The organism is Aerococcus sp. BD502 (assembly GCF_057919555.1).
This window is the reverse complement of the sequence record NZ_CP147972.1, coordinates 1,752,861-1,772,989: the sequence shown is the minus strand read 5'-3', so window position 1 is coordinate 1,772,989 and position 20,129 is coordinate 1,752,861. Positions and strand designations below refer to the sequence as shown.

Genomic DNA, 20,129 nt, shown 5'->3' with positions numbered 1-20,129 from the left:
TAATAAAATGTAATTACTGGGCAATAATAACCATCGCTGGTCGCAATACACGGTCTTTTAACCGATAGCCCTTTTGAAAAACTTCAACAACTTCTTCCGGTTCGTACTGCTCGTTCTTATCCACAGCACTGACAGATTGATGAAGGTTAGGGTCAAATTTTTCGCCTACTGGATTGATCACTTCAATCCCCTCTCGTTTCATCGCTTCCAATACACTCTCGTGCACCATCTCAATCCCTTTCTTGAGATTTTCAGAGGCTTCATCCGTACTATCAATTTGCAAGGCACGCTCTAAATTATCCAAGGAATCAAGCAGTGCCGTAGCCAGAGCTTGCGAACGGTATTTTTCACGATCTTGCCGATCTTTGGCTTGCCGACGATTCATATTTTGGATTTCAGCAGACAAGCGCAAAACTTGATCTTCCTTTTTGGCTAGATCTGCCTTAAGCTCTTCATTTTCTTCCTCTAAGGGTGAAAGCTCCTGCTTTTCCGTTGTTTTTTCGTCTGCATTTTCTTCTCTTGTTTGATCTTCCTTTAAGTTATCATTTTTGTCCAAATTTGCGATCCTCCTGTCTTAAATAGTCCACGATATGCTGACTAATTGCTGTCCGAATCCCTTGGAAGAGACGTGTGACATGCAAGTAAGGCATCGTTTCTGGACCTAACACCGCTAGTTTTACATTATCATCATTTTGCAAAGCTTGTAAAGAGCTCGTGACCAGAGTAAAATTCTCTAAACGTTTATCTTGGAGTTCCTTCCCAAAACGGATTTCAATCCCCTCGACTTGCGTAGAAAGTAAGTCGGTCACCAGGGAGATGTCCCCTAAAAACTGATACAAGCCTTCAATTTGATCAATTAAATCAGCTTCCAGCAGATAGCGAACCAAACGCTCTTCCCCTTCCACTTGAACACGCTGCTCTTTAATTTTTTGAATAATAGGTTCAAATAGCAAATCGTGTTGCAGGAGACTTTGAAAATTCTTATCCAAATAGTCAAAATAGGTTTTCTTTAGCTCGGGGGCAATTTCCTGAATGCATTGACCGATAAATCTATCTTGGACAAGTTGAGTCAGTTGATCAATTGCCTCATGGGAAATGGCACCGGGAAGTAAAATAATTTGATTTTCAACCACACCTTGATCGGTAGCCAAAACCAACATGAGTTTGTAAGGGTTAAGTAAAACTAACTGAAAGCCAATAAGTTTATGTTGAGATAATTTAGGCCCCATCGTGATCGCCACAAAATTAGTTAATTCGGCAAGTGTCTCCGTCGCTTGGGCCATGAGATCAGGCAATTGCAGATAGGAAGCTTCAAAAATCTCATCAATCCGATGCTGATGCTCGTCACTCAAGCCGAGGTCAATATAGCCCGCCTGCTTGGGCAAAATATAATTGACAAAATACCGATAACCAAACTCTGTCGGAATGCGTCCTGAAGAGATATGGGCCTTCGTTAGCAGTCCAGCAACTTCTAATTTAACCATCTCATTGCGGATTGTCGCTGTACTCACTTTAAAAGGTAAAGTTTGGGCAACCGCAACTGAACTAACAGGTTCCTTTAAGCGTGTATAGTTTTCAATGACGCTAAGTAATATCTGCTCTTGGCGCATCGTTAACATCCTATTCACCCCTTTTAGCACTCGATGAGGCTAACTGCTAATGTCTATATGTTATCATGGTTTTTTGGGAATGTCAATGTTAGTCAAGATTTATTTTCAGCGTAAGAACTAGTGCTTTTAAAGACTTATAGTCGAACTTTTGCAGAAGATATCTTATGATAAGAGAGAGTACTATTAAGGGAGGAATTCAAATGAGACTTTCTGTTCATGATCTCATTACGATAAATAAAGCTGCCAATGAAGAAGAAGCCTTCACTAATACTATAACCCTTGCCAAACATCTGGATCACTGGGGTTACCACCGCCACTGGATGGCCGAGCACCATAGCATGGACCACCATTTAAGTTCCGCACCTGAAATTACAGCTGCTTATCTCGCTGCTAAAACAGAGCAAATCCGAGTGGGGACAGGTGGCACCATGATTATGCATTATGCCCCTTATAAGCTAGCCGAAACTTTTAATACGTTAGCAAGCTTAGCACCGGGACGAGTCGACTTGGGTCTCGGCCGCGCCGCTGGTGGCGGGAATTATGCCATTACAGCCTTAGCGGAGGGACGGCAAGTTAAAACCAGCGATCAATATGAACGCGTAGAAAAAATTTTAGCCCTATTAGAGGGGGAGGCCAAAGAGGACCCCATACTCAGTCGTGTGAAAGTCACCCCTAATCCTGAAACTAAAGCCTTGCCCTGGCTACTAGGAGCGACGGGAAATTCTGCTAAAAAGGCTGGGGACTTCGGCCTAGGTTATAGTTTCGCTAAATTTTTTGGCGTCAAAAATGATCCTGGAGTTTTTGACGCCTATCGTAATGCTTTTCAACCCAGTTCCTTTTTTACGGAGCCTTATATTATCTCCAGTTATCAAATTATTGCAGCTGATTCCCTAGAAGAAGCTAACTACCTCGCCAAACCTATTGAAGTTCAGCGTGTCAATCAAGTAGGTTCTGGTCCAAATCCTTTACTCACACCTGAGGAGGCTAAGGACTATCAATTTACCCCAGCAGAAGAAAATATCTTAGAAGAGGCTTACGAGAATCGCTTCTTAATTAAAGGCGATCCGGAAAGCATTGAAAAAATAATGACGGATGAGGAGGAGCGCTTCGGCTTTAATGAATTAATGATTTACTCCCCGATTTTCCCTTTTGAAAAACGCCTACGCAGTTACGAAATATTAAAGGAAATTTTCTTGTAAAGTCGATCTGTTGTTAAAAATAAAAGCTCAATGCCAACAAATCAGCTGTTTGGCATTGAGCTTTTTTCTACGTGAGTAAAAATTCTTGAAAAGCTTCATTACCTAGGAATAAACCATGAGGAGTTAAGGCAATTTGCCGGCCTTTTTGCATGAGTAGGCCTTCTTCTTTTAAGCGAGCAATTTGCTCGGCATATAGTTCTTCGGCATCTAGCTTAAATTTAGCTTCGAAATGGTCCAAGTCAACCCCTTTGCGCCTTCTCAGGCCAAGAAACATCTCCTCTTCAATCTGCTCTGCTTTGGTCAATACCTTTTCCCTTAATACAGCGGAGCCTGAGCGAATCCCCTGCAAATAGTGTTGGATAGGGCCAAAGTTTTGATAGCGTCTTCCGGATAAATAACCATGAGCTCCAGCACCAAAGCCAAAATATTCCTCATTGGCCCAGTAAATTAAATTATGCTTGGACTCATAGCCCGGCTTACCATAATTACTAATTTCATAATGATCAAAGCCTTCAGCTTGCATACGAGCGATAACCAGCTGAAACATTTCCGCTTCTTCGTCTTGCGTGGGTAAATTTAATTTGCCCTGGCGCATTAGATTGTAAAAAACCGTCTTATTTTCCAAAATAAGCGAATAAATGGAATAATGAGGAAGGTTCAGCCGGAAGGCAATATCCAGTGTTTGCTCAAATTCCGTGTAGCTTTGCCGTGGCAGGCCAAAAATTAAATCGATGGAAACATTCGTAAAGGAAGAAGCTTTAACAATTTGTAAAGCCTCTAGGGCTTCCTCCGCACTGTGCTGCCGGCCAATACGCTTGAGTAAGGCATTATCAAAAGCTTGCACACCGATACTCAGCCGATTGATCCCACACTGCTTTAAAGTGTTCAGTAATTCAGTGGTAATATCATTAGGGTTCATTTCAAACGTCACTTCAATATTGGGTGACCAATGAGTATATTTTTTAAGCCCCGTAAATAATTTTTCAATCTGTGCACTCGTCAAAGTGGAAGGCGTCCCTCCCCCCACATAGATCGTTTTAATTTCTTCTGCCGCCAACTCCTCGGCATAAAGCCCAAACTCATGGCAACAGGCTTCTATATAATCATCGACGGGCTGGCCTTCCAAGAATACTTTATTAAAATCACAATAATAGCAAATATGGCTACAAAAAGGAATATGAATATAAATTGCCTTGGCCATATAACCTCCTTAATCTATTAGGCGTCTATGTGTGGGTAGATAGCAAGGCGATCTTCAAAATAGCTCTGAACATTTTTTTGATCTTCTTTCATTTGGGCTATTAGAGGTTGGGGGCCTTGAAATTTTTCTTCAGGACGTAAGTACTGGTGCCAGTAAACCGTCAATTCCTCCCCATAGATATCTTCTGAAAAGTTTAAAATATTAATTTCAACGGTTTTCTGTCCCCCCGACTCAAACGTCGGATTGTGACCGATAGAGGCCATGCCCATGTATAAGGAATGATTAACCTTCACTTCAACCGCATAGACACCTATTTTAGGCAAAACAGATTGAGAAGCAATGGCCAGATTGGCTGTTGGAAAACCTAGCTTACGCCCTCTTTTTTTTCCATGTATCACACGTCCCAAATTAAAATAGGGATAGCCTAGGCTCATGTTTATGACTTGAATCGGTTCTGTGGTGATGGCTTTTTTGAGTCGTCGTGTTGAAATTTTATGTTCACCCAAAACGACTTCAGGAACTGTAATAATGTGAAAGCGGCCCTTAGCAAACTGCGGTAATGTGTCCATATTAGCAAACTGGGCTTTCCCGAAGGTGTAATCAAAACCGGCCACGACTGTATCAGCACCCAAGCCGACAACATATTGATCAACAAATTCCTGAGGAGAAAGTTGATAAAAGGCGCTGGTATACTGCATGATATACAACCGATCAACGCCAAAATACTTCATGAGCTTTTCCTTTTCGGCAATGGTTGTTAGATATTGAAACTGCTTAATATCAAGGGGTTCATGCATGGTCGCGGGTGCACAATCAAAAGTAAGCACCGCCAGCGGCAAATCCTTTTTAAAAGCAAGTTCACGCGCCACTTTTAAAAGTTTTTGATGGCCCCGATGAACACCATCAAAAAAACCTAAGGCTAAAATAACGGGCTCCTTTTTAAAGCTGTGACATGGGTGGTGTAAGCGAATTGTTTTCATTCTGCACCTCCTGGAAACATTTTTTCCGGTTTAATCTGATGAGGTTTTTCCGGATGTTTTTTATAAATACCAAAAACTTTCCCTTTAAAGCAGGCCTGCACAGGTAATTGGCAGCGAAGCTTGGCAGGCAGAACCTCTAAAGGCAGAACTTGACCATTTTTGACACCGAATTGGAGCTCCAAGGGCACCTTCCAGATGGGAAAATGAGTTAGCGCATAGCTCATAGGCCTAAGGAAAGTGGTTTGGCCAGCAGCAATTTGCCCTTCTATTTCCTCTAAGGTGCTGGCGTCCTCACAGTTAAAAGAACCAGCCCCAATCCGTGTGAGTTGAGTCATGGTAGCGAGCGTACCCAATTCCTGCCCCAATTGTACAGCTAAAGTCCGAATATAAGTTCCCTTGCTGCAGGTGACTTGAAAAGCAAAGCTTTGCTGTTTCTTGTGAGCATTGTAATGGCTAGGCGAAGTAATGAGGAATTCGTCAATGTGAACATGCCGCTTTGGGCGCGTCACTGGCAGACCTTGGCGAGCATATTCATAAAGCCGCTTCCCATTCACTTTAACAGCAGAATACATCGGCGGAATTTGGACAAGTTCTCCTTCTAAATGCCTGGCGGCAGCTTGAATTCTTTCATCCGAATAAGGTTCATTAATGGCTTCCTGAGCCACAGTTTCACCTTCCAGATCTTCGGTTTCCGTTTGAAAGCCTAGGGTAATTTCGCCAGTATAAGTTTTCTTAGCAGCTTGCAGGTATTCGACTAGTCGTGTAGCTTGGCCGACACAAATCGGTAAAATGCCCGCCACCGTGGGGTCCAAAGTACCGGCATGGCCCACTTTTTTTGTATGCAAAAGTCGGCGTAGCTGTTAAACACAATCATGGCTCGTTAGCCCGCGCTCCTTCCATAAGCAAATAATCCCATTCATTTTATCACCCGCTTATCTTGTCATATTCTTAGTCATTATAGCATGCAGAAAATAATTACTAAACTAAAGCTAGCTATAAATACCACAACAAAGAGCCTGTCAGTAAAGAATATTTCCTTACCGCAGGCTCTAAAACGTGATTATGGCTTAATCTTTGTCTTCGTGCTTAATCTTTTCCAGCAAGGCATCAATGTGAGCGCCGTACTCAATGGATTCATCACGTTTAAACTCAATTTCAGGTGCCTTGAAAAGCTGCAAGCGTTCGGCTAATTTAGAGCGAATTAAGCCGGAAGCTTTTTTCAAGCCTTCTTCCGCCGTGGCTTTCGTTTCGGCATCTGTTTTTAAGGTTGAATAGAAAATCGTTGCATACTGCATGTCGCCAGTTAAATTAACATCCGTGAAATTAACCTGCTGGACACGAGGATCTTTGACATCTTTTTGAACAATGTCCGTGACATCCCTTAAAATTTGTTCTGCTATGCGTTCTACGCGGTACTTTGACATAGCTACCACCTTTTCTTAAAATTTCTTAACTTCAACGAGCTCATACGGCTCAATAATATCATCGACTTTAATATCATTAAAGTCTTTAATCATTAAACCACATTCATAGCCTTTCGTTACTTCGCTAGCATCATCTTTATACCTTTTCAAAGAAGAGAGCTCACCATCATAAATCGAAACATTGTTCCGGTAAACTCGTACTTTACTGTTCCGTTTAATCACACCACTATTCACATAAGCACCGCCAATGGTTCCTACTTTGGATACCTTATAGGTTTCTCGAATAACTACTTCACCAGTGACTTGTTCTTCAATCTCTGGATCTAAAAGACCAAGCATGGCATTTTCAATTTCTTGAATAGCGTCATAAATGACATTGTGAAGGCGAATATCAACACCTTCCGTCTGAGCTTGAACTTTGGCTTGTGGCGTAGGACGAACGTTAAAGCCAATAATAATAGCATTCGAGGCAGACGCCAATGTTACATCGCTTTCGTTAATGCCACCAACAGCTTGATGAACAATATCAACCTTAACATCATCCGATTTAATTTTCTTCAAACTACCAGCGAGCGCCTCCACCGATCCCTGAACATCAGCTTTAATGATAACATTCACAGTCTTCATTTGCCCTTCCTTGATCGTATCAAAGAGATTATCGAGGGTCACATGGGTAGTGGCTTGACGGCGTTCTTCCTGCGCCTTCTTAGCACGCTCCTCACCGACACTACGCGCTGTTTTTTCATCTTCAAACACGACAAAGCGATCGCCTGCCGAGGGTGCATCATTCAAACCTGTAATCTCAACAGGACTAGAAGGGCCAGCTGCTTCAATTTTCTTCCCTTGATCATTTACCATGGTTCGCACACGACCATATGTATTACCCACAACAATAGCATCGCTCACCTTCAAGGTTCCGTGTTGGACAAGTAAGGTCGCTACTGCGCCACGATGGGGATCAAGGCGGGCTTCAATGACAGAGCCGAGCGCCAAGCGATCAGGATTGGCCTTGTATTCTTCTAATTCGGCGACGAGTAGCAGCATTTCTAATAATTCATCGATGTTTTCACCTTTTTTGGCTGAGATTTCCACAAAAATAGTATCTCCGCCCCATTCCTCAGAAACGAGGCCATACTCCATGAGCTCTTGTTTCACTCGAGCAGGATCAGCAGTCGGCTTATCCATTTTATTGATTGCCACTAAGATAGGTACTTTAGCTGCTTTGGCATGATTAATTGCTTCCACTGTCTGTGGCATAACCCCATCATCGGCTGCAACGACAATAATAACAATGTCTGTCACATCGGCGCCGCGTGCCCTCATCGTAGTAAAGGCAGCGTGACCCGGAGTGTCGAGAAAGGTGAGCAGCTTACCATTCACTTCAATTTGATAGGCTGCGATATGCTGAGTAATGCCTCCAGCTTCTCCGCCGGCGACGTTTGCTTTTCTGAGATAGTCCAAAAGCGTTGTTTTACCATGGTCAACATGGCCCATGACCGTCACCACCGCAGGACGAGGGGCTAGATGTTCTGTATCTTCTTCAACATCTTGGAAATGCTGATCAAAATCAGCTTGGTTAACAACAATTTTTTCTTCAGCTTCAATGCCATATTCATCCAGTAGCAGAGCAATCGTGTCCGTATCTAAAGATTGATTTTGATTAGCCATAACCCCCATCATCATTAATTTTTTAATTAACTCAGCTGGTTGACGATGTAGTTTTTTGGATAGGTCAGCGACGGTCATTCCATCAACATATTCTACTTTTTCTGGTAGGGCTTTGGTCTTATGATGGTGAGGTTTATTGTTAGAAATCCTTTTCCGATCGTTATAATTTGGCGTCCTTTTTTGCTTCCGTTTTGCTTGGCGTTGCCGCCGTCCCTTTTTCTTTTGTTGCTTACCTTTAGGTTTTTCCTGACCCTGGTTTTTCTTATTTTTATTCTTGGCTGGCTTGTCTTGCTGCTGACTCTTGTTCTTAACCTTTTTTTGCTCAGGCTGGCGTTTTACCTTAGAATGATCAGCTTTTTCACCAGCAAGGACTGCATCCATTTTTTTCATTTCTTCTTCATCCATTGAGGACATATGGCTCTTGAAGACTAAGCCACTTTCCTTGGCTTTTTTGAGCAATTCCTTGCTAGCCATGTTATTTTCTTTCGCATATTCATAGACACGTTTTTTAGACATGCCATCACCATCCTTACTTAGTAACTCATGTAAATTCTCCCTTGTTAAGATTTATTGCTCTTCGTTTTGCTGCCATAATTTTGCAAAACTATTATCAATAAAACAACAAATTAAACGTTTCTTTCCTAAGGCTTGCGTCAACTCCTGGCGACTGTAGCATTCGATCAGGGGGATCTGATAGGTTTGACATTTATCGGTCAGCTTCTTTTGGGTATTAACTCCCGCATCCCGGGCCAGCAATACCAATTTAGCTTGCTTATTTTTTATGGCCTTTAAAACTTGATCTTCACCAGAAATTAAGCCACCAGCAACTTGGGCTAAGCCGAGCGTCTGCAAGCTTTTACGATTCATTGAACAATTCTCTTCTTGCTTCTTTATGCTTAGCATAAGCGAGTAACTTTTCATAAAAATCGTCGCTAATTTTTGCATTGAGATGAGAATCTAAGGCGTGTTTATCCCAAGCTCTTTGAGCAACTTGCTCACTGACTTGAATGTAAGCGCCTCGTCCATTCATTTTCCCTTTCTCATCGATTTCGATCTCTCCTTCTGGAGTACGAACCACCCGGATAAGATCTTTTTTAGGATGCTTTTCTTGCGTGACAACGCACTTTCTCATTGGAATTTTTCTTTTTTTAGCCATGATAAATCCCTCATCATTTTTTATTTCGGCGTTCTTTAATTACTCTTCGGCAGTGAGGCTTCATCATCAATTAGTAAACTTTCTGACTTTTCCTCTTCATCCAGTGTCTCGTCTTTTGAAGCTTCAGCTGAGTTCTTTTCACTTTCCAAAGCTCCCTCAATTTCAGCATCTGAGCTGTCTTCGGCTTCGAATACTTCTTCAGTATCGTCTTCGAGGCTTTCTGACTTCTCGCCAAAGCGTTCTTCGTATTCTTCGGTCTGTTGATAAGCTCGGAATTCAGATTCAGCTTTGATATCAATTCGATAGCCTGTCAATTTCGCTGCCAAACGAACATTTTGCCCTTGCTTTCCAATCGCTAAAGAGAGATGGTGATCGCTCACAACGACGACACAAGCATTTTCCGAATTCTCAAAATGAACAGAGAGAACCTCAGCAGGATTTAAGGCATGCTCGATATAAGTCGCAGGATCATCAGACCATTCGATGATATCCATATTTTCACCGTTTAGCTCATTAACGACCGTTTGCACGCGATTCCCATGGGTTCCCACGCAAGTTCCAACGGGATCAATATTAGGATCATTCGAGTAAACGGCAATTTTAGCCCGTTCACCGGCCTCTCTAGCAATGCCCCTGATCTCCACCGTCCCATCATAAACTTCAGGCACCTCATTTTCAAAGAGACGCTTAATCATATTAGGATGGCTACGGCTTACGTAAATTTGAGGTCCCTTGGTCGTATTTTCAACGCGTTCAATATAAACTTTAACACGCTCGTGAGATTCAAAATGCTCCCCAGGAATCTGTCCTTCAGGGGTGAGAGCAGCTTCTATCTTTCCTAAATTAATGTAAACAAAACGGCCATCCTCACGTTCAACCGTCCCCGTCAATAGATCATCCTCATAGTCAATGAATTCTTCATAAATAAGACTTCTCTCTGCCTCGCGCAGGCGTTGGGTAATCACTTGCTTCGCCGTTTGGGCAGCAATCCGACCAAAATTATGGGGTGTTACCTCAAAGCGAATTTGATCACCAATTTCATAGGCGGGATGAATTTCACGGGCATCGGCCAAAGAGATTTCTAAGGTAGAATCTAAAACACTATCAACAACTTCTTTAACGGCGTAAACTTTGATAGAGCCTGTTTCTTCATTAAAATCTACCTCAACATTTTGTGCTTGCCGGTAATTACGGCGATAAGCGGAAATGAGTGCAGCCTCTAAGGCCTCCAAGATAACTTCTCTGGAAATACCCTTATCTTTTTCCAATGCCAGTAAAGCACTCGCTAATTCTTTGCTCATTAAATCCCTCGTTTTCCTTCTTAAAATTCTATTGCCAGTCGAATGAAAGAAATGAGCTTTCTTGGAATTTCCTTTTCAATCCGACGTGTTTTATCTTTAGTTTCTAAAATTAAACTCTCATCACTAATCGCTAGCAATTTACCTTCAATTTCTTTGAAGCCGTCATAATGCTGATAGAGATTCACATGAACCCATTGCCCTACGGCTTGGCGAATTGCTTTTTCTGATTTTAAGGGGCGTTCAGCTCCTGGTGAAGAAACTTCTAAAAAATATGTCCCAGGAATAGGGTCAGGGTCGGCTTCATCTAAAATTGTAGAAATGTGCTCACTTAAATAAACACAATCATCTAAAGAAACGCCTTCAGGCTTGTCAGCATAAATACGAAGGAACCAATCTTGGCCTTCCTTCACATATTCAATATCAAATAGTTCATAAGCCTCTTCATCAAAGAAGGGTTGAATGAGTGTGGAGACTTTATCAACAATACGTACCAATTTAAACACCCGCTTTCATCCTACGCAAAAGAGTGAGCGTCCCCGCTCACTCCTCGCTAGTCACTTAATCTACACTATTAGGATAGCACGTCAAAGCGCATAATTCAAGCTTTTTTCATGAAAAGCTTATGTTGACTCGTTATTCACCAAGGCCCAAGACCCCTTTAACCGGAATCGTAAAAATGATTCCCTTGCCTGCCTCACTAATCCCACTCTCACGTTCAATATAAGCAGTCAACTCTTCAATTTCTTCGGTAGAAACAACCATGACCACAATTTCTTTTTCGGGTTCAATCGCTAGATTAAACAATTTCCCAACTTCATGAGTCCCTGTTCCGCGCCCGTGCAAAATGGTGGCCCCTTGGCCTCCCGCCTCGCGAGCATATTGGACGATCTCATTACCATAAGGACGATCAACAATGACAAACATCGCTTGATATTCATATGGTTCATTTTCTTCTCGATCAAAAGCTATATTGATCTTTGAGCTTCCTATACAACTAGAAATAGCAAAGGAAAATAATACACCATGGCCATCTTTTTGCAAATTAAATTTCTTCTCCAAACGGCGGTGCACGTCTTCTTGAAGGTCTTTGGGAGCAACCATAAGAACAATTTCTCGTTTGGAATCGTGGAGGCCAAGCATATTAACAAATTTATTCACCACCGTGCCTTCCGCCTTTAGGATCGTGCCGCCTGTAATACCAACCTGCTTAGCTTCTTGGACAATTTTACTAGCCAAACCATTTTTAACAATAGCAAGAAATAGAATGCGTCTCATTATTACCCTCTTTTCTCTGTTGGTACTTTTTGTGTTTTAATTTTAAAGACAAAGCCCAGTAATTCTACCATAAGAACGGGAATCATTGCTACAAAGGCAATCACGCCAAACGCATCTAAAGCATTTGCGGTAGGAATGTAGGCCGCAGCTCCCTGGGCAAAGGCCAGAATAAAGGTCGCTGTCATGGGTCCACTCGCCACGCCACCAGCATCAAAGGCAATCCCAACGAACAAGTTAGGCACAAAGTACGTCAGAACAATTGCCAAGCCGAAACCAGGGAGTAAAAAGTGCCAAACTTCTAAACTTGGCAGTAGTAAGCGAAGCATGGATAAACCTACTGCTAAACCTACGCCAAGCGATAAGGCTGAAAGTAAAACCGTATTATGCACATAACCCCCAGTAATATCTTCCACTTGATTACTAAGAACATGTACAGCGGGTTCAGCTAAAACAACAACCAAGCCAAAAATAAAGCCAGTGAGTAAAAGCCAAATACTCCCTGCTGAAGCTACCGCTTCACCGAGGAAATGTCCCATATCTATAAAACCTTCATTGACGCCTGTGAGGAAGAAAGTTAACCCAACGATCGTATAAATAATCCCCTTAATAATATCAGCCATATCTTCTCGCTCGACCTTAAATTTAAAAATAGAAAAGACAAAGAAAAAGACGATAATGGGGGCTAAGGCAAGTAGAGATTCCTTCAGGGTGGGCCAGACCGCCATAAGTAGAGGACGTAAGATTCCTTCAGCATAGGTCAACTCTGAAGCTGCTGCCGTTATTTGACTCCCACTGAATAACACCAGAAACATAACCGCAAGGATGGGGCCGGTACTCATCGCTCCTACAAGGCCAAAGGAGTTCTCCTCAGCTTGCTCCCCACCGGCTCGTGCTGCTAGACTTCCTGATAAGGCTAAAATAAAAGGAGTCGTTAAGGCTCCTGTGGTCGCCCCAGAAGCATCAAAACCCATAGCAATGGCAGAGGAGTTTGAAAAGAGAGCGACAAGTAAAATACTGCCATAAATTAACATAAAAAAATGGGCAATCGAAAAATTTTTCAATAAACGAATAACACCTAAACTAATTAGCAAGCCCACGCCGACGGACACAAAAAAAACTGTGAGTTGTGCATTCAAAGCTCCACCGGTTGCCTCTTCAATTTGCTGGCCTAAAATGAGTAAATCCGGTTCCGCAATCGTGACCGAGAAGCCAATAATCAAACTGATTCCCACCGCCAGAAAAATTTTCGGGGCATGGGCAACGTACTCACCAAAGTATTGGCCAATGGGTGTCATCCCAACCTCAATCCCTAATAAGAAAATCGTCAAGCCCAGCATAACCAAAACTGCTCCCACGAGGAAACGAATAATCATAAAGCTCGGCACATCAATAAAAAATAAGGAGAAAATTAAAACAATGGCCACAATCGGTACCACTGAATAAGCAGTCTCCTTAAACTTATCCCATAAAATTCCCACAAAATCTCCCCCTTACGGCTGATAGACACCCGATGTCTGTAAAACGGGTAAACGGAAAACAATTCCTGTATCGGGTTCCGAAAAATCAAACACCGCGGCTAAATGCCCTGCAATCTTTTGACTAGCAGCTTCTGCAACCACCATTAAGACTAAATCTTTTTCCGGTTCATATTTAACGTCAAAGGCTGCTTCAATATCAATATCACCTGTTCCACGACCATGAATGACTGTCGCGCCCTGTGCGCCCGCTGCTCGGGCTTCTTTAACCACCTCACGCCCTAAATGACGTTCGACAATAATCACCAGCATTTCTTGTCCTTTCATATCGATCCTCCTTTATCTTTCGATACTAAAATTATAACATATTAAAAAACACCATCTAAATGTTCCCTATGACTGATCATTTTTAGGGAGCATGAGATGGTGCTTTTAGAATGAACTGAAATGATTTAAAACAGGCTTAATTGATTTTCATCAGGTAAATCTTCTAGAACTTGGTGATTGTCCATATATTCGACAATAGTTTTACTGACGCGACCCCGATTACGCAAATCCTCTTTCGATAAGAAAGGAGATTCTTCCCGGGCCTTAACAATTTGCTTGGCCACATTGATGCCCAGACCCGGAATCGCTCGGAATGGCGCAATTAGAGTTTTCTCATCTTCAATAACGAAATCCGTCGCATCTGATTTGAGCAGGTCTACCATTTTTAAACGATAGCCACGCTCCCACAGTTCATTGATAATTTCTAAGACAATCAGCAAATTTTTCTCGGTATCACTAGCCTCATTGCCCTTGGCTTTGATTTCTTTGAGGCGATTTTTATTGCCCGCACAGCCAGACGTCATGGCGGTTAAATCAAAATCATTAGCCCTAACGCTTAGATAAGCCGCATAATACCAGATGGGTCGATGAACTTTAAACCAAGCCACCCGCAGTGCATTGATAACGTAGGCTGTCGCATGGGCTTTCGGGAACATATATTCAATTTTAAGGCAAGAGTCTAAATACCATTCGGGAATATTATTTTCCCGCATAATTTGTTGGTGTTCTTCCGAGAGGCCGCGCCCTTTCCGAACCTTTTCCATAATATGAAAAGCATCCGCTTCTTTGAGACCTTGGTGAATCAAATACACCATAATATCATCACGGCATCCAATTACTTCCGAGAGGGGCATGTTTTTTTCTCGAACAAGGACTTCGGCGTTGCCCACCCACACCCCGCTGCCGTGGGATAAGCCCGAAATCTGAACCAATTCAGCGAAGGTAGTGGGGTGTGTTGCCTCCAACATTTGCCGGGTAAAGGGAGTACCAAATTCAGGGATACCTAAGGTCCCAATTTTAGAGAGTAATTGTTTTGGGCTGACCCCTAAAATTTCGGTCCCATTGAACAATTGGTAAACATCAGGATCATCCATCGGAATATCTTCGGGAAGCATGCCCGATAAGTCCTGTAATTTCCGAATCACGGTAGGATCATCATGGCCCAGAATATCCAATTTCAACACGTTCTCATCAATCGAATGGAAATCAAAGTGCGTGGTTAGCCATTCTGAGTCCTGCGCATCTGCGGGATATTGAACGGGCGTGAAATCATAAACATCCATATTCTCAGGGATGACAATAATCCCTCCCGGGTGCTGGCCGGTTGTGCGTTTTACCCCTGAGGTTCCGACCGCTAGAAATTCTTTTTCCGCTTGCCGCAGTTGAATACCCTCGTCCTCCGCATAGCCTAACACATAGCCAAAAGCTGTTTTGGTTGCTACGGTAGAAATTGTTCCAGCCCGGTAAACGTGATCTTCACCAAACATTTCCTTCGTAAATTGATGAGCTGTGGGTTGGTAGTCACCGGAAAAATTTAAGTCAATATCAGGAACCTTATCACCAGTAAAACCTAGGAAGGTTTCAAACGGGATATCGTGGCCATCTTTATTCAAAGCTTCACCGCATTTTGGACAGGCCTTATCTGCTAAGTCAAAACCCGAACCGACCTCCCCATTCGTAAAGAACTCACTATAATGGCAATTTGGGCAGACATAATGAGGGGCCAAGGGATTAACCTCCGTAATTCCAAGCATCGTCGCCACAAAAGATGAACCCACCGAGCCTCGACTCCCGACAATATAACCATCCGAATTTGATTTCTTCACTAACTTTTCGGAGATAAGGTAAACCACCGCAAAGCCATTCCCGATAATACTCGTTAATTCTTTCTCTAGTCTTTCCGTAATCAGACTTGGGAGCTCATCACCATAAAGCCTTTTAGCTTCGGAGTAACTGGTGGCTCGAATTTCTTCTTCAGCTCCTTCAATAGTCGGCGTATATAATTTGGTTTTTAAAGGTTCAACTTCCTCAATTTGAGCCACTAATTCCTTTGGACCGGTAACGACTAATTGATAAGCCTCCTCTTCGCCTAGAAAATGATAAGAGGCTAGCATCTCCTCAGTCGTTCTGAAATGAGCTTCAGGTAAATGCTTCCGCTGATTATGGCGATCCGCTTTAACCACAATATCTCGATAAATTTTATCATGGGGATCCAAATAATGAACATCCCCAGTCGCTAAGGCTGGAATATTTAAGGCTTTAGCGATCTCCACCATTTGAACCATCATTTTTCTCAATGTCTCCTGGTCAGGGATTTGCCCACTGTCGACAAAACTTTGGTAGACTTCTTTGGGATGAATCTCTAGGTAATCGTAGTAAGAGGCGACATTTTTTGCTTCCTCAAAGCCTTTTTGGAGCAAGGCTTCAAAAAATTCACTATGGCCACAGCCCGTGCCGACAAGAAAATTTTTGCGATAAGCATCTAAACGACTGCGAGGGACACGGGGAACCCGATAGAAATATTTCGTATTTGCCTCACTTACCAGCTTAAACAAGTCTTTCAAACCAGCTTGATTACGTACTAAAATGGTGGCCTGGAAGGGACGACTATGTTTATAGGCTTCTTCATTGCCGCTGCCTTGATTCAAGGCAGCCAAAGTTTCGATTTGATGGTCATTGTAAGCTTCATTTAAAAATATCCAAGCCAAAGCAGAAGTTGATTCCGCATCATAAATAGCGCGGTGGTGCTGTTCTAAATTAACATCATAACGCTTCGCTAAAGTATTGAGGCGATGGCTTTTCAAATTAGGATGTAAAAAACGGGATAGTTCTAGAGTGTCAACAACAGGATTGGCATACGGCGGCAAGCCGTAACGCTTGTTGGCCGCATTAATGAAGCCCATATCAAAAGTAGCATTATGAGCCACCAACACACAATCTTGGCACCAAGCGGTGAAATCAGCCATAATATCTTCTTCGGGACGGGCATCTGTCAGCATGGCGTCTGTAATTCCCGTCAATTCGGTCGTGAAAGCAGAAAGTGGATGGCCGGGGTTAATAAATTCCTCGAAAGTATCGATGACGTTCCCTTTTTTCATTTTTACAGCGGCTAATTCGATAATATAATGATATTCAGCAGAAAGCCCCGTCGTTTCCACGTCAAATACGACATAAGTCGCATCAAATATATTCTCTTGGGTGGGCTGGTAAGTAATGGGGACATTATCTTCAACAACATTTGCCTCTAAGCCATAAATAATTTTAATGCCTTGCTCATGGCCGGCATGACTGGCCTCAGGAAAAGCCTGAACACCAGCATGATCCGTAATAGCAATCGCTTCATGCCCCCACAATTTGGCACGTTCAATCAATTCTGAAACTGTATTGGTAGCATCCATCGTACTCATATTGGAATGAGCATGTAACTCTATTCGCTTTTCATCCGCTGGCGCTGTATCTAAACGGGGCATTTTTTCTATGGCTTCTAATTGGCGAGCCATAAGAACATAGTCCCTAGCATACCGCTCATCATAGCGAATATCGCCAGCGACACGCACCCACATGCCAGTATTTAATTGCTCAAATACCAATTCATCATGATCGGTATTCGAAAACATAGTGACCTGGAAGGCGGAAGTATAGTCCGTTATTTTCAAAGTTAAAATTTTCCGTCCTGAATTCAGCTCACGTATTTCCAGATCGAAAATATGGCCTTCAAGTGCCACATTTTTTTCTTCATCCTGGATATTATTCATGCTTTGCACGCCCCGAGGGTTGATATTTCCCCCAATTTTTAAGGCTTCAGGTTTCGTTTTGGGGCTGCTTTTTTCTTGCTTTTCATCAGCTTCTCGGGCAATATCTTGCTGTTTTTCCTCCAGCATTTTTTTCCGATGCGTGAATTGATCCCGACGGTCGTTCGCTGTCTCCTCATCAACCAAAACAGTGAAAGGCAGTTGGGGAAAACCTAGTTTCTGATAGGCTTCTTTTATTTTATGTAAGTAATTATCAGCAATAAAAGCCTGTAATTGTTGGTGGTCAGTTCGGATCACCAATTTTTCGTCTTCAACAGTAGGCAACTGTCCCATCAATACTTGCTTAGCAAAGCCATTGTGAATATCTAACTGTCCCGTGACCAGAGGCCAGTAATCGAGAACGAGCTTTGGTTGCCAAGTTTTTGATTGGGGAATCGTAAGGGAGAAATCAACACGGGCAATGCCTTGAAAGGTTTCCTTTAAACGCTTAGTGAATTCCTGGTAAAGGGCAGCGGGCAAAACTTCAGGAAAGGTAAAATGAAAAAAATAGGCACACTGCTGCCGGTAAACTAATACTTTTTCTATTCCGCCGGCCTGAAAGGCAGCTGAATCCGGCGACCATTTCATTTGCTTTAATAAGAGTTTAAATAATTCATCATTGCCTAGCACAAGCATCCCTCCTCAAGCGACTTAGAAAAACCTCATGATATCGTTCCAAGTCACTGCTAGCATTAAAATTAACATCAGAACGGCTCCCACTAGTGTGGCCACCCCTTCCATTTTAGCGGAAATTGGCCGGCCCAGTACGCCTTCAAGTAAATTGAAGAGGATCTTCCCGCCGTCTAAAGCGGGGATCGGCAGCAAATTCATGAGCCCTAAATTAATACTTAAAGCAGCTGTCCAACTGACTAAAGCAAAAAAGCCATAGTGAGAAATTTCGCTAGTGGCCTGGTACATGTAAACTGGTCCACCGAAATTATTGATACTAAAACCTTGCGTAAACATCTCTCCAATTAAAGAAAAAAACATCTGCACCATATCACGCGCTTGAATCAGGCCATAGCTCATTTTTGCCGATAGATTGGTGCGGATTTCCGGCTTAATACCAATAAGGCCATAAGGGTGGCCGGCGGCATCTTTTTCTTCTTTCACTGTCACTTCTGTACTGGCCTTTGCTCCTTGGCGTTCATAAATAATATTTAAACGCCTACCAAATTCCTTAGACACGGCTTTTTCAATTTCAGCAAAGTCTTCAATTTCCGTATCGTCAATTTTTCTGATCCGATCACCAGGCTGCAGAGAGGCCTTGGCAGCAGGTGAATCGGGCACAACTTCACCTATCACTGGTTCTGAGTTTATCACCCCACCCTGCAAGAAGGCGAGCAGCATAAAGCCTAAGATCCCCAGCAAAAAGTTATTAAAAGGACCGGCGATATTGATGAGTAGACGATTTTTTAAACTTGCCGCTTGAATTTGCCGGTGCGGCGGAGCTAATCGAGTGGTTGATCCATCGGCTTCCAGTAAATCCGTGTTTTCACTTAAAACATAGGTACGTTCCTCCTGCTGGCCCATCGGCAGGCCCGTTAAAGTTTGCCCCTCACCTAAATCAGTATCATGAATCTCAAAGGGTATCGCCAAGTTGTCTGATGTATCCCCTAAATATATTTTTTTAATGTGCTCCTTTTCATCGAGCACTAGGTAAACTTGCTGGCCCTTAGCCAGTTCGTCTTCATATTCTTCCAGCCCAGCCATCCGCACATAGCCCCCTAAGGGAAGTAGGCGCAAGGTATAGGCGGTTTCTTCACCGTGGTATTGGAATAATTTAGGTCCCATGCCAATCGCAAACTCACGAACTAAAACTCCGGCTCTTTTTGCCATAATAAAATGCCCAAATTCATGAAAAACAACGATAATGCTAAAAATAATTAAAAAGACAAGGATAGTTTTCATGTCAAGCTCCTTTTAAATTTTGAAAATCGTTAGGATAAAATGAAACATCGGCAAAACGAAAAGCATGCTATCAAAGCGATCCAAAAGACCGCCATGGCCGGGGAGAATGTGCCCGGAATCCTTAACTTGATATTGACGTTTCATAGCTGACTCCACGAGATCACCCAATTGACCGGTAATGCCTAGGATAATCGTCATCACGAACTGTTGGCCGATATTAAGTGAGAATAGCGGATAAATACTGGTAAAAATGAAACTAATCACTAAACCACCTAAAATCCCCGAAAGCGAACCTTCAATGGTTTTATTAGGCGATATTTTTGGGGCTAACGGCCGACGTCCAAAGCGCGAACCTCCCAGATAGGCAAAAGTATCATTCCCCCAAACAAGCAGAAACACAAAAACGATCGTCGCTAAACCTATCTCACGTCCCAAAATCAAAAATTGGTAGCCTCGTCCCACATATAAAGCGGATAGAGATAGCACCGCAATGGTATTAAACTCGACCTCTGGCTTATAAACCATAACCGCCAATAGTAAAATACAAATGGCATAGTAAAAGGAAATCGACTCTAGATTGACAGAAATATGCTGGTAATACTCATCAGGAATGAGGCAAACGATCATCAGCATAAAAGTTAAAAAGCCTTCAATCGACATAATTTTTTGCCCAGTCATCCTCAGCAGTTCATATAAAGTAATTAAGCTTAGCAAGAGGACAAAAATGGAGAAAAATGGTGGGCCAATGATGAGAATTGGAATGAAGATTAATAAACCAATGATTGCTGTTAATGTTCTAGTTTTCATTTCC

17 protein-coding genes and 1 pseudogene are annotated in these 20,129 nt (G+C 42.6%); 1 reads left to right on the top strand and 17 read right to left on the bottom strand.

Annotated elements, in window-relative coordinates; genetic code table 11:
* Positions 1–13: 13 nt before the first annotated feature.
* Both grpE and hrcA read right to left on the bottom strand, forming a co-directional pair.
* A complete protein-coding gene (gene grpE, locus WF803_RS08470; RefSeq protein ID WP_489611039.1) occupies positions 14–556 on the bottom strand; it encodes a nucleotide exchange factor GrpE in 543 nt (180 codons plus the stop codon).
* Positions 543–1,619, bottom strand: coding sequence for a heat-inducible transcriptional repressor HrcA (gene hrcA, locus WF803_RS08465; protein WP_489611038.1), 1,077 nt, complete (start codon positions 1,617–1,619; stop codon positions 543–545). Before hrcA ends, grpE begins: the two co-directional genes overlap by 14 nt.
* Positions 1,620–1,810: 191 nt before the next feature.
* Between hrcA and WF803_RS08460 the strand changes: the two genes are divergently transcribed.
* Positions 1,811–2,809, top strand: coding sequence for an MsnO8 family LLM class oxidoreductase (locus WF803_RS08460; RefSeq protein WP_489611037.1), 999 nt, complete (start codon positions 1,811–1,813; stop codon positions 2,807–2,809).
* 67 nt (positions 2,810–2,876) lie between these two features.
* Here WF803_RS08460 and hemW read toward each other — a convergent pair whose 3' ends face one another.
* From hemW to WF803_RS08385, 15 genes and pseudogenes are all read right to left on the bottom strand, one after another.
* On the bottom strand, positions 2,877–4,010 hold the full coding sequence (hemW, locus tag WF803_RS08455) for a radical SAM family heme chaperone HemW (RefSeq protein ID WP_489611036.1): 1,134 nt from the start codon (positions 4,008–4,010) through the stop codon (positions 2,877–2,879).
* Between the two features lie 17 nt (positions 4,011–4,027).
* Complete coding sequence (gene ribF / locus WF803_RS08450; RefSeq protein WP_489611035.1) at positions 4,028–4,990, bottom strand: riboflavin biosynthesis protein RibF; 963 nt, start codon at positions 4,988–4,990, stop codon at positions 4,028–4,030.
* Positions 4,987–5,838, bottom strand: a pseudogene (truB, locus tag WF803_RS08445) (tRNA pseudouridine(55) synthase TruB); the annotation flags it as partial. The gene ribF and the pseudogene truB, both read right to left, overlap by 4 nt.
* A 219-nt stretch (positions 5,839–6,057) precedes the next feature.
* Entirely contained in the window at positions 6,058–6,414 is a 357-nt protein-coding gene (gene rbfA / locus WF803_RS08440; RefSeq protein ID WP_489611034.1) for a 30S ribosome-binding factor RbfA, read from the bottom strand.
* Between the two features lie 15 nt (positions 6,415–6,429).
* Complete coding sequence (gene infB / locus WF803_RS08435; protein ID WP_489611033.1) at positions 6,430–8,598, bottom strand: translation initiation factor IF-2; 2,169 nt, start codon at positions 8,596–8,598, stop codon at positions 6,430–6,432.
* Positions 8,599–8,649: 51 nt separating this feature from the next.
* Entirely contained in the window at positions 8,650–8,949 is a 300-nt protein-coding gene (locus tag WF803_RS08430; protein ID WP_489611032.1) for a L7Ae/L30e/S12e/Gadd45 family ribosomal protein, read from the bottom strand.
* Positions 8,939–9,238: an RNase P modulator RnpM gene (gene rnpM / locus WF803_RS08425; protein WP_489611031.1), complete on the bottom strand. Its 300-nt coding sequence runs from the start codon at positions 9,236–9,238 to the stop codon at positions 8,939–8,941. Before rnpM ends, WF803_RS08430 begins: the two co-directional genes overlap by 11 nt.
* Positions 9,239–9,273: 35 nt before the next feature.
* Positions 9,274–10,539, bottom strand: a complete 1,266-nt coding sequence (gene nusA, locus WF803_RS08420; RefSeq protein WP_489611030.1) for a transcription termination factor NusA — start codon at positions 10,537–10,539, stop codon at positions 9,274–9,276.
* A 20-nt stretch (positions 10,540–10,559) separates the two neighbouring features.
* Positions 10,560–11,033, bottom strand: coding sequence for a ribosome maturation factor RimP (rimP, locus tag WF803_RS08415; RefSeq protein WP_489611919.1), 474 nt, complete (start codon positions 11,031–11,033; stop codon positions 10,560–10,562).
* A gap of 139 nt (positions 11,034–11,172) precedes the next feature.
* A complete protein-coding gene (locus tag WF803_RS08410; protein WP_489611029.1) occupies positions 11,173–11,814 on the bottom strand; it encodes a putative PII-like signaling protein in 642 nt (213 codons plus the stop codon).
* 2 nt (positions 11,815–11,816) lie between these two features.
* Positions 11,817–13,292, bottom strand: a complete 1,476-nt coding sequence (locus tag WF803_RS08405) for a DUF1538 domain-containing protein (RefSeq protein WP_489611028.1) — start codon at positions 13,290–13,292, stop codon at positions 11,817–11,819.
* 12 nt (positions 13,293–13,304) lie between these two features.
* A complete protein-coding gene (locus WF803_RS08400; RefSeq protein ID WP_489611027.1) occupies positions 13,305–13,616 on the bottom strand; it encodes a P-II family nitrogen regulator in 312 nt (103 codons plus the stop codon).
* Positions 13,617–13,741: 125 nt separating this feature from the next.
* Positions 13,742–18,037 (bottom strand): PolC-type DNA polymerase III, encoded by a 4,296-nt coding sequence (locus WF803_RS08395; RefSeq protein ID WP_489611026.1) that lies wholly within the window; start codon positions 18,035–18,037, stop codon positions 13,742–13,744.
* A gap of 21 nt (positions 18,038–18,058) precedes the next feature.
* The gene (rseP, locus tag WF803_RS08390) at positions 18,059–19,318 is read right to left on the bottom strand and encodes an RIP metalloprotease RseP (protein ID WP_489611025.1); all 1,260 of its coding nucleotides are present in this window, start codon (positions 19,316–19,318) and stop codon (positions 18,059–18,061) included.
* A gap of 12 nt (positions 19,319–19,330) precedes the next feature.
* A complete protein-coding gene (locus tag WF803_RS08385) occupies positions 19,331–20,125 on the bottom strand; it encodes a phosphatidate cytidylyltransferase (protein WP_489611024.1) in 795 nt (264 codons plus the stop codon).
* Positions 20,126–20,129: the final 4 nt, after the last annotated feature.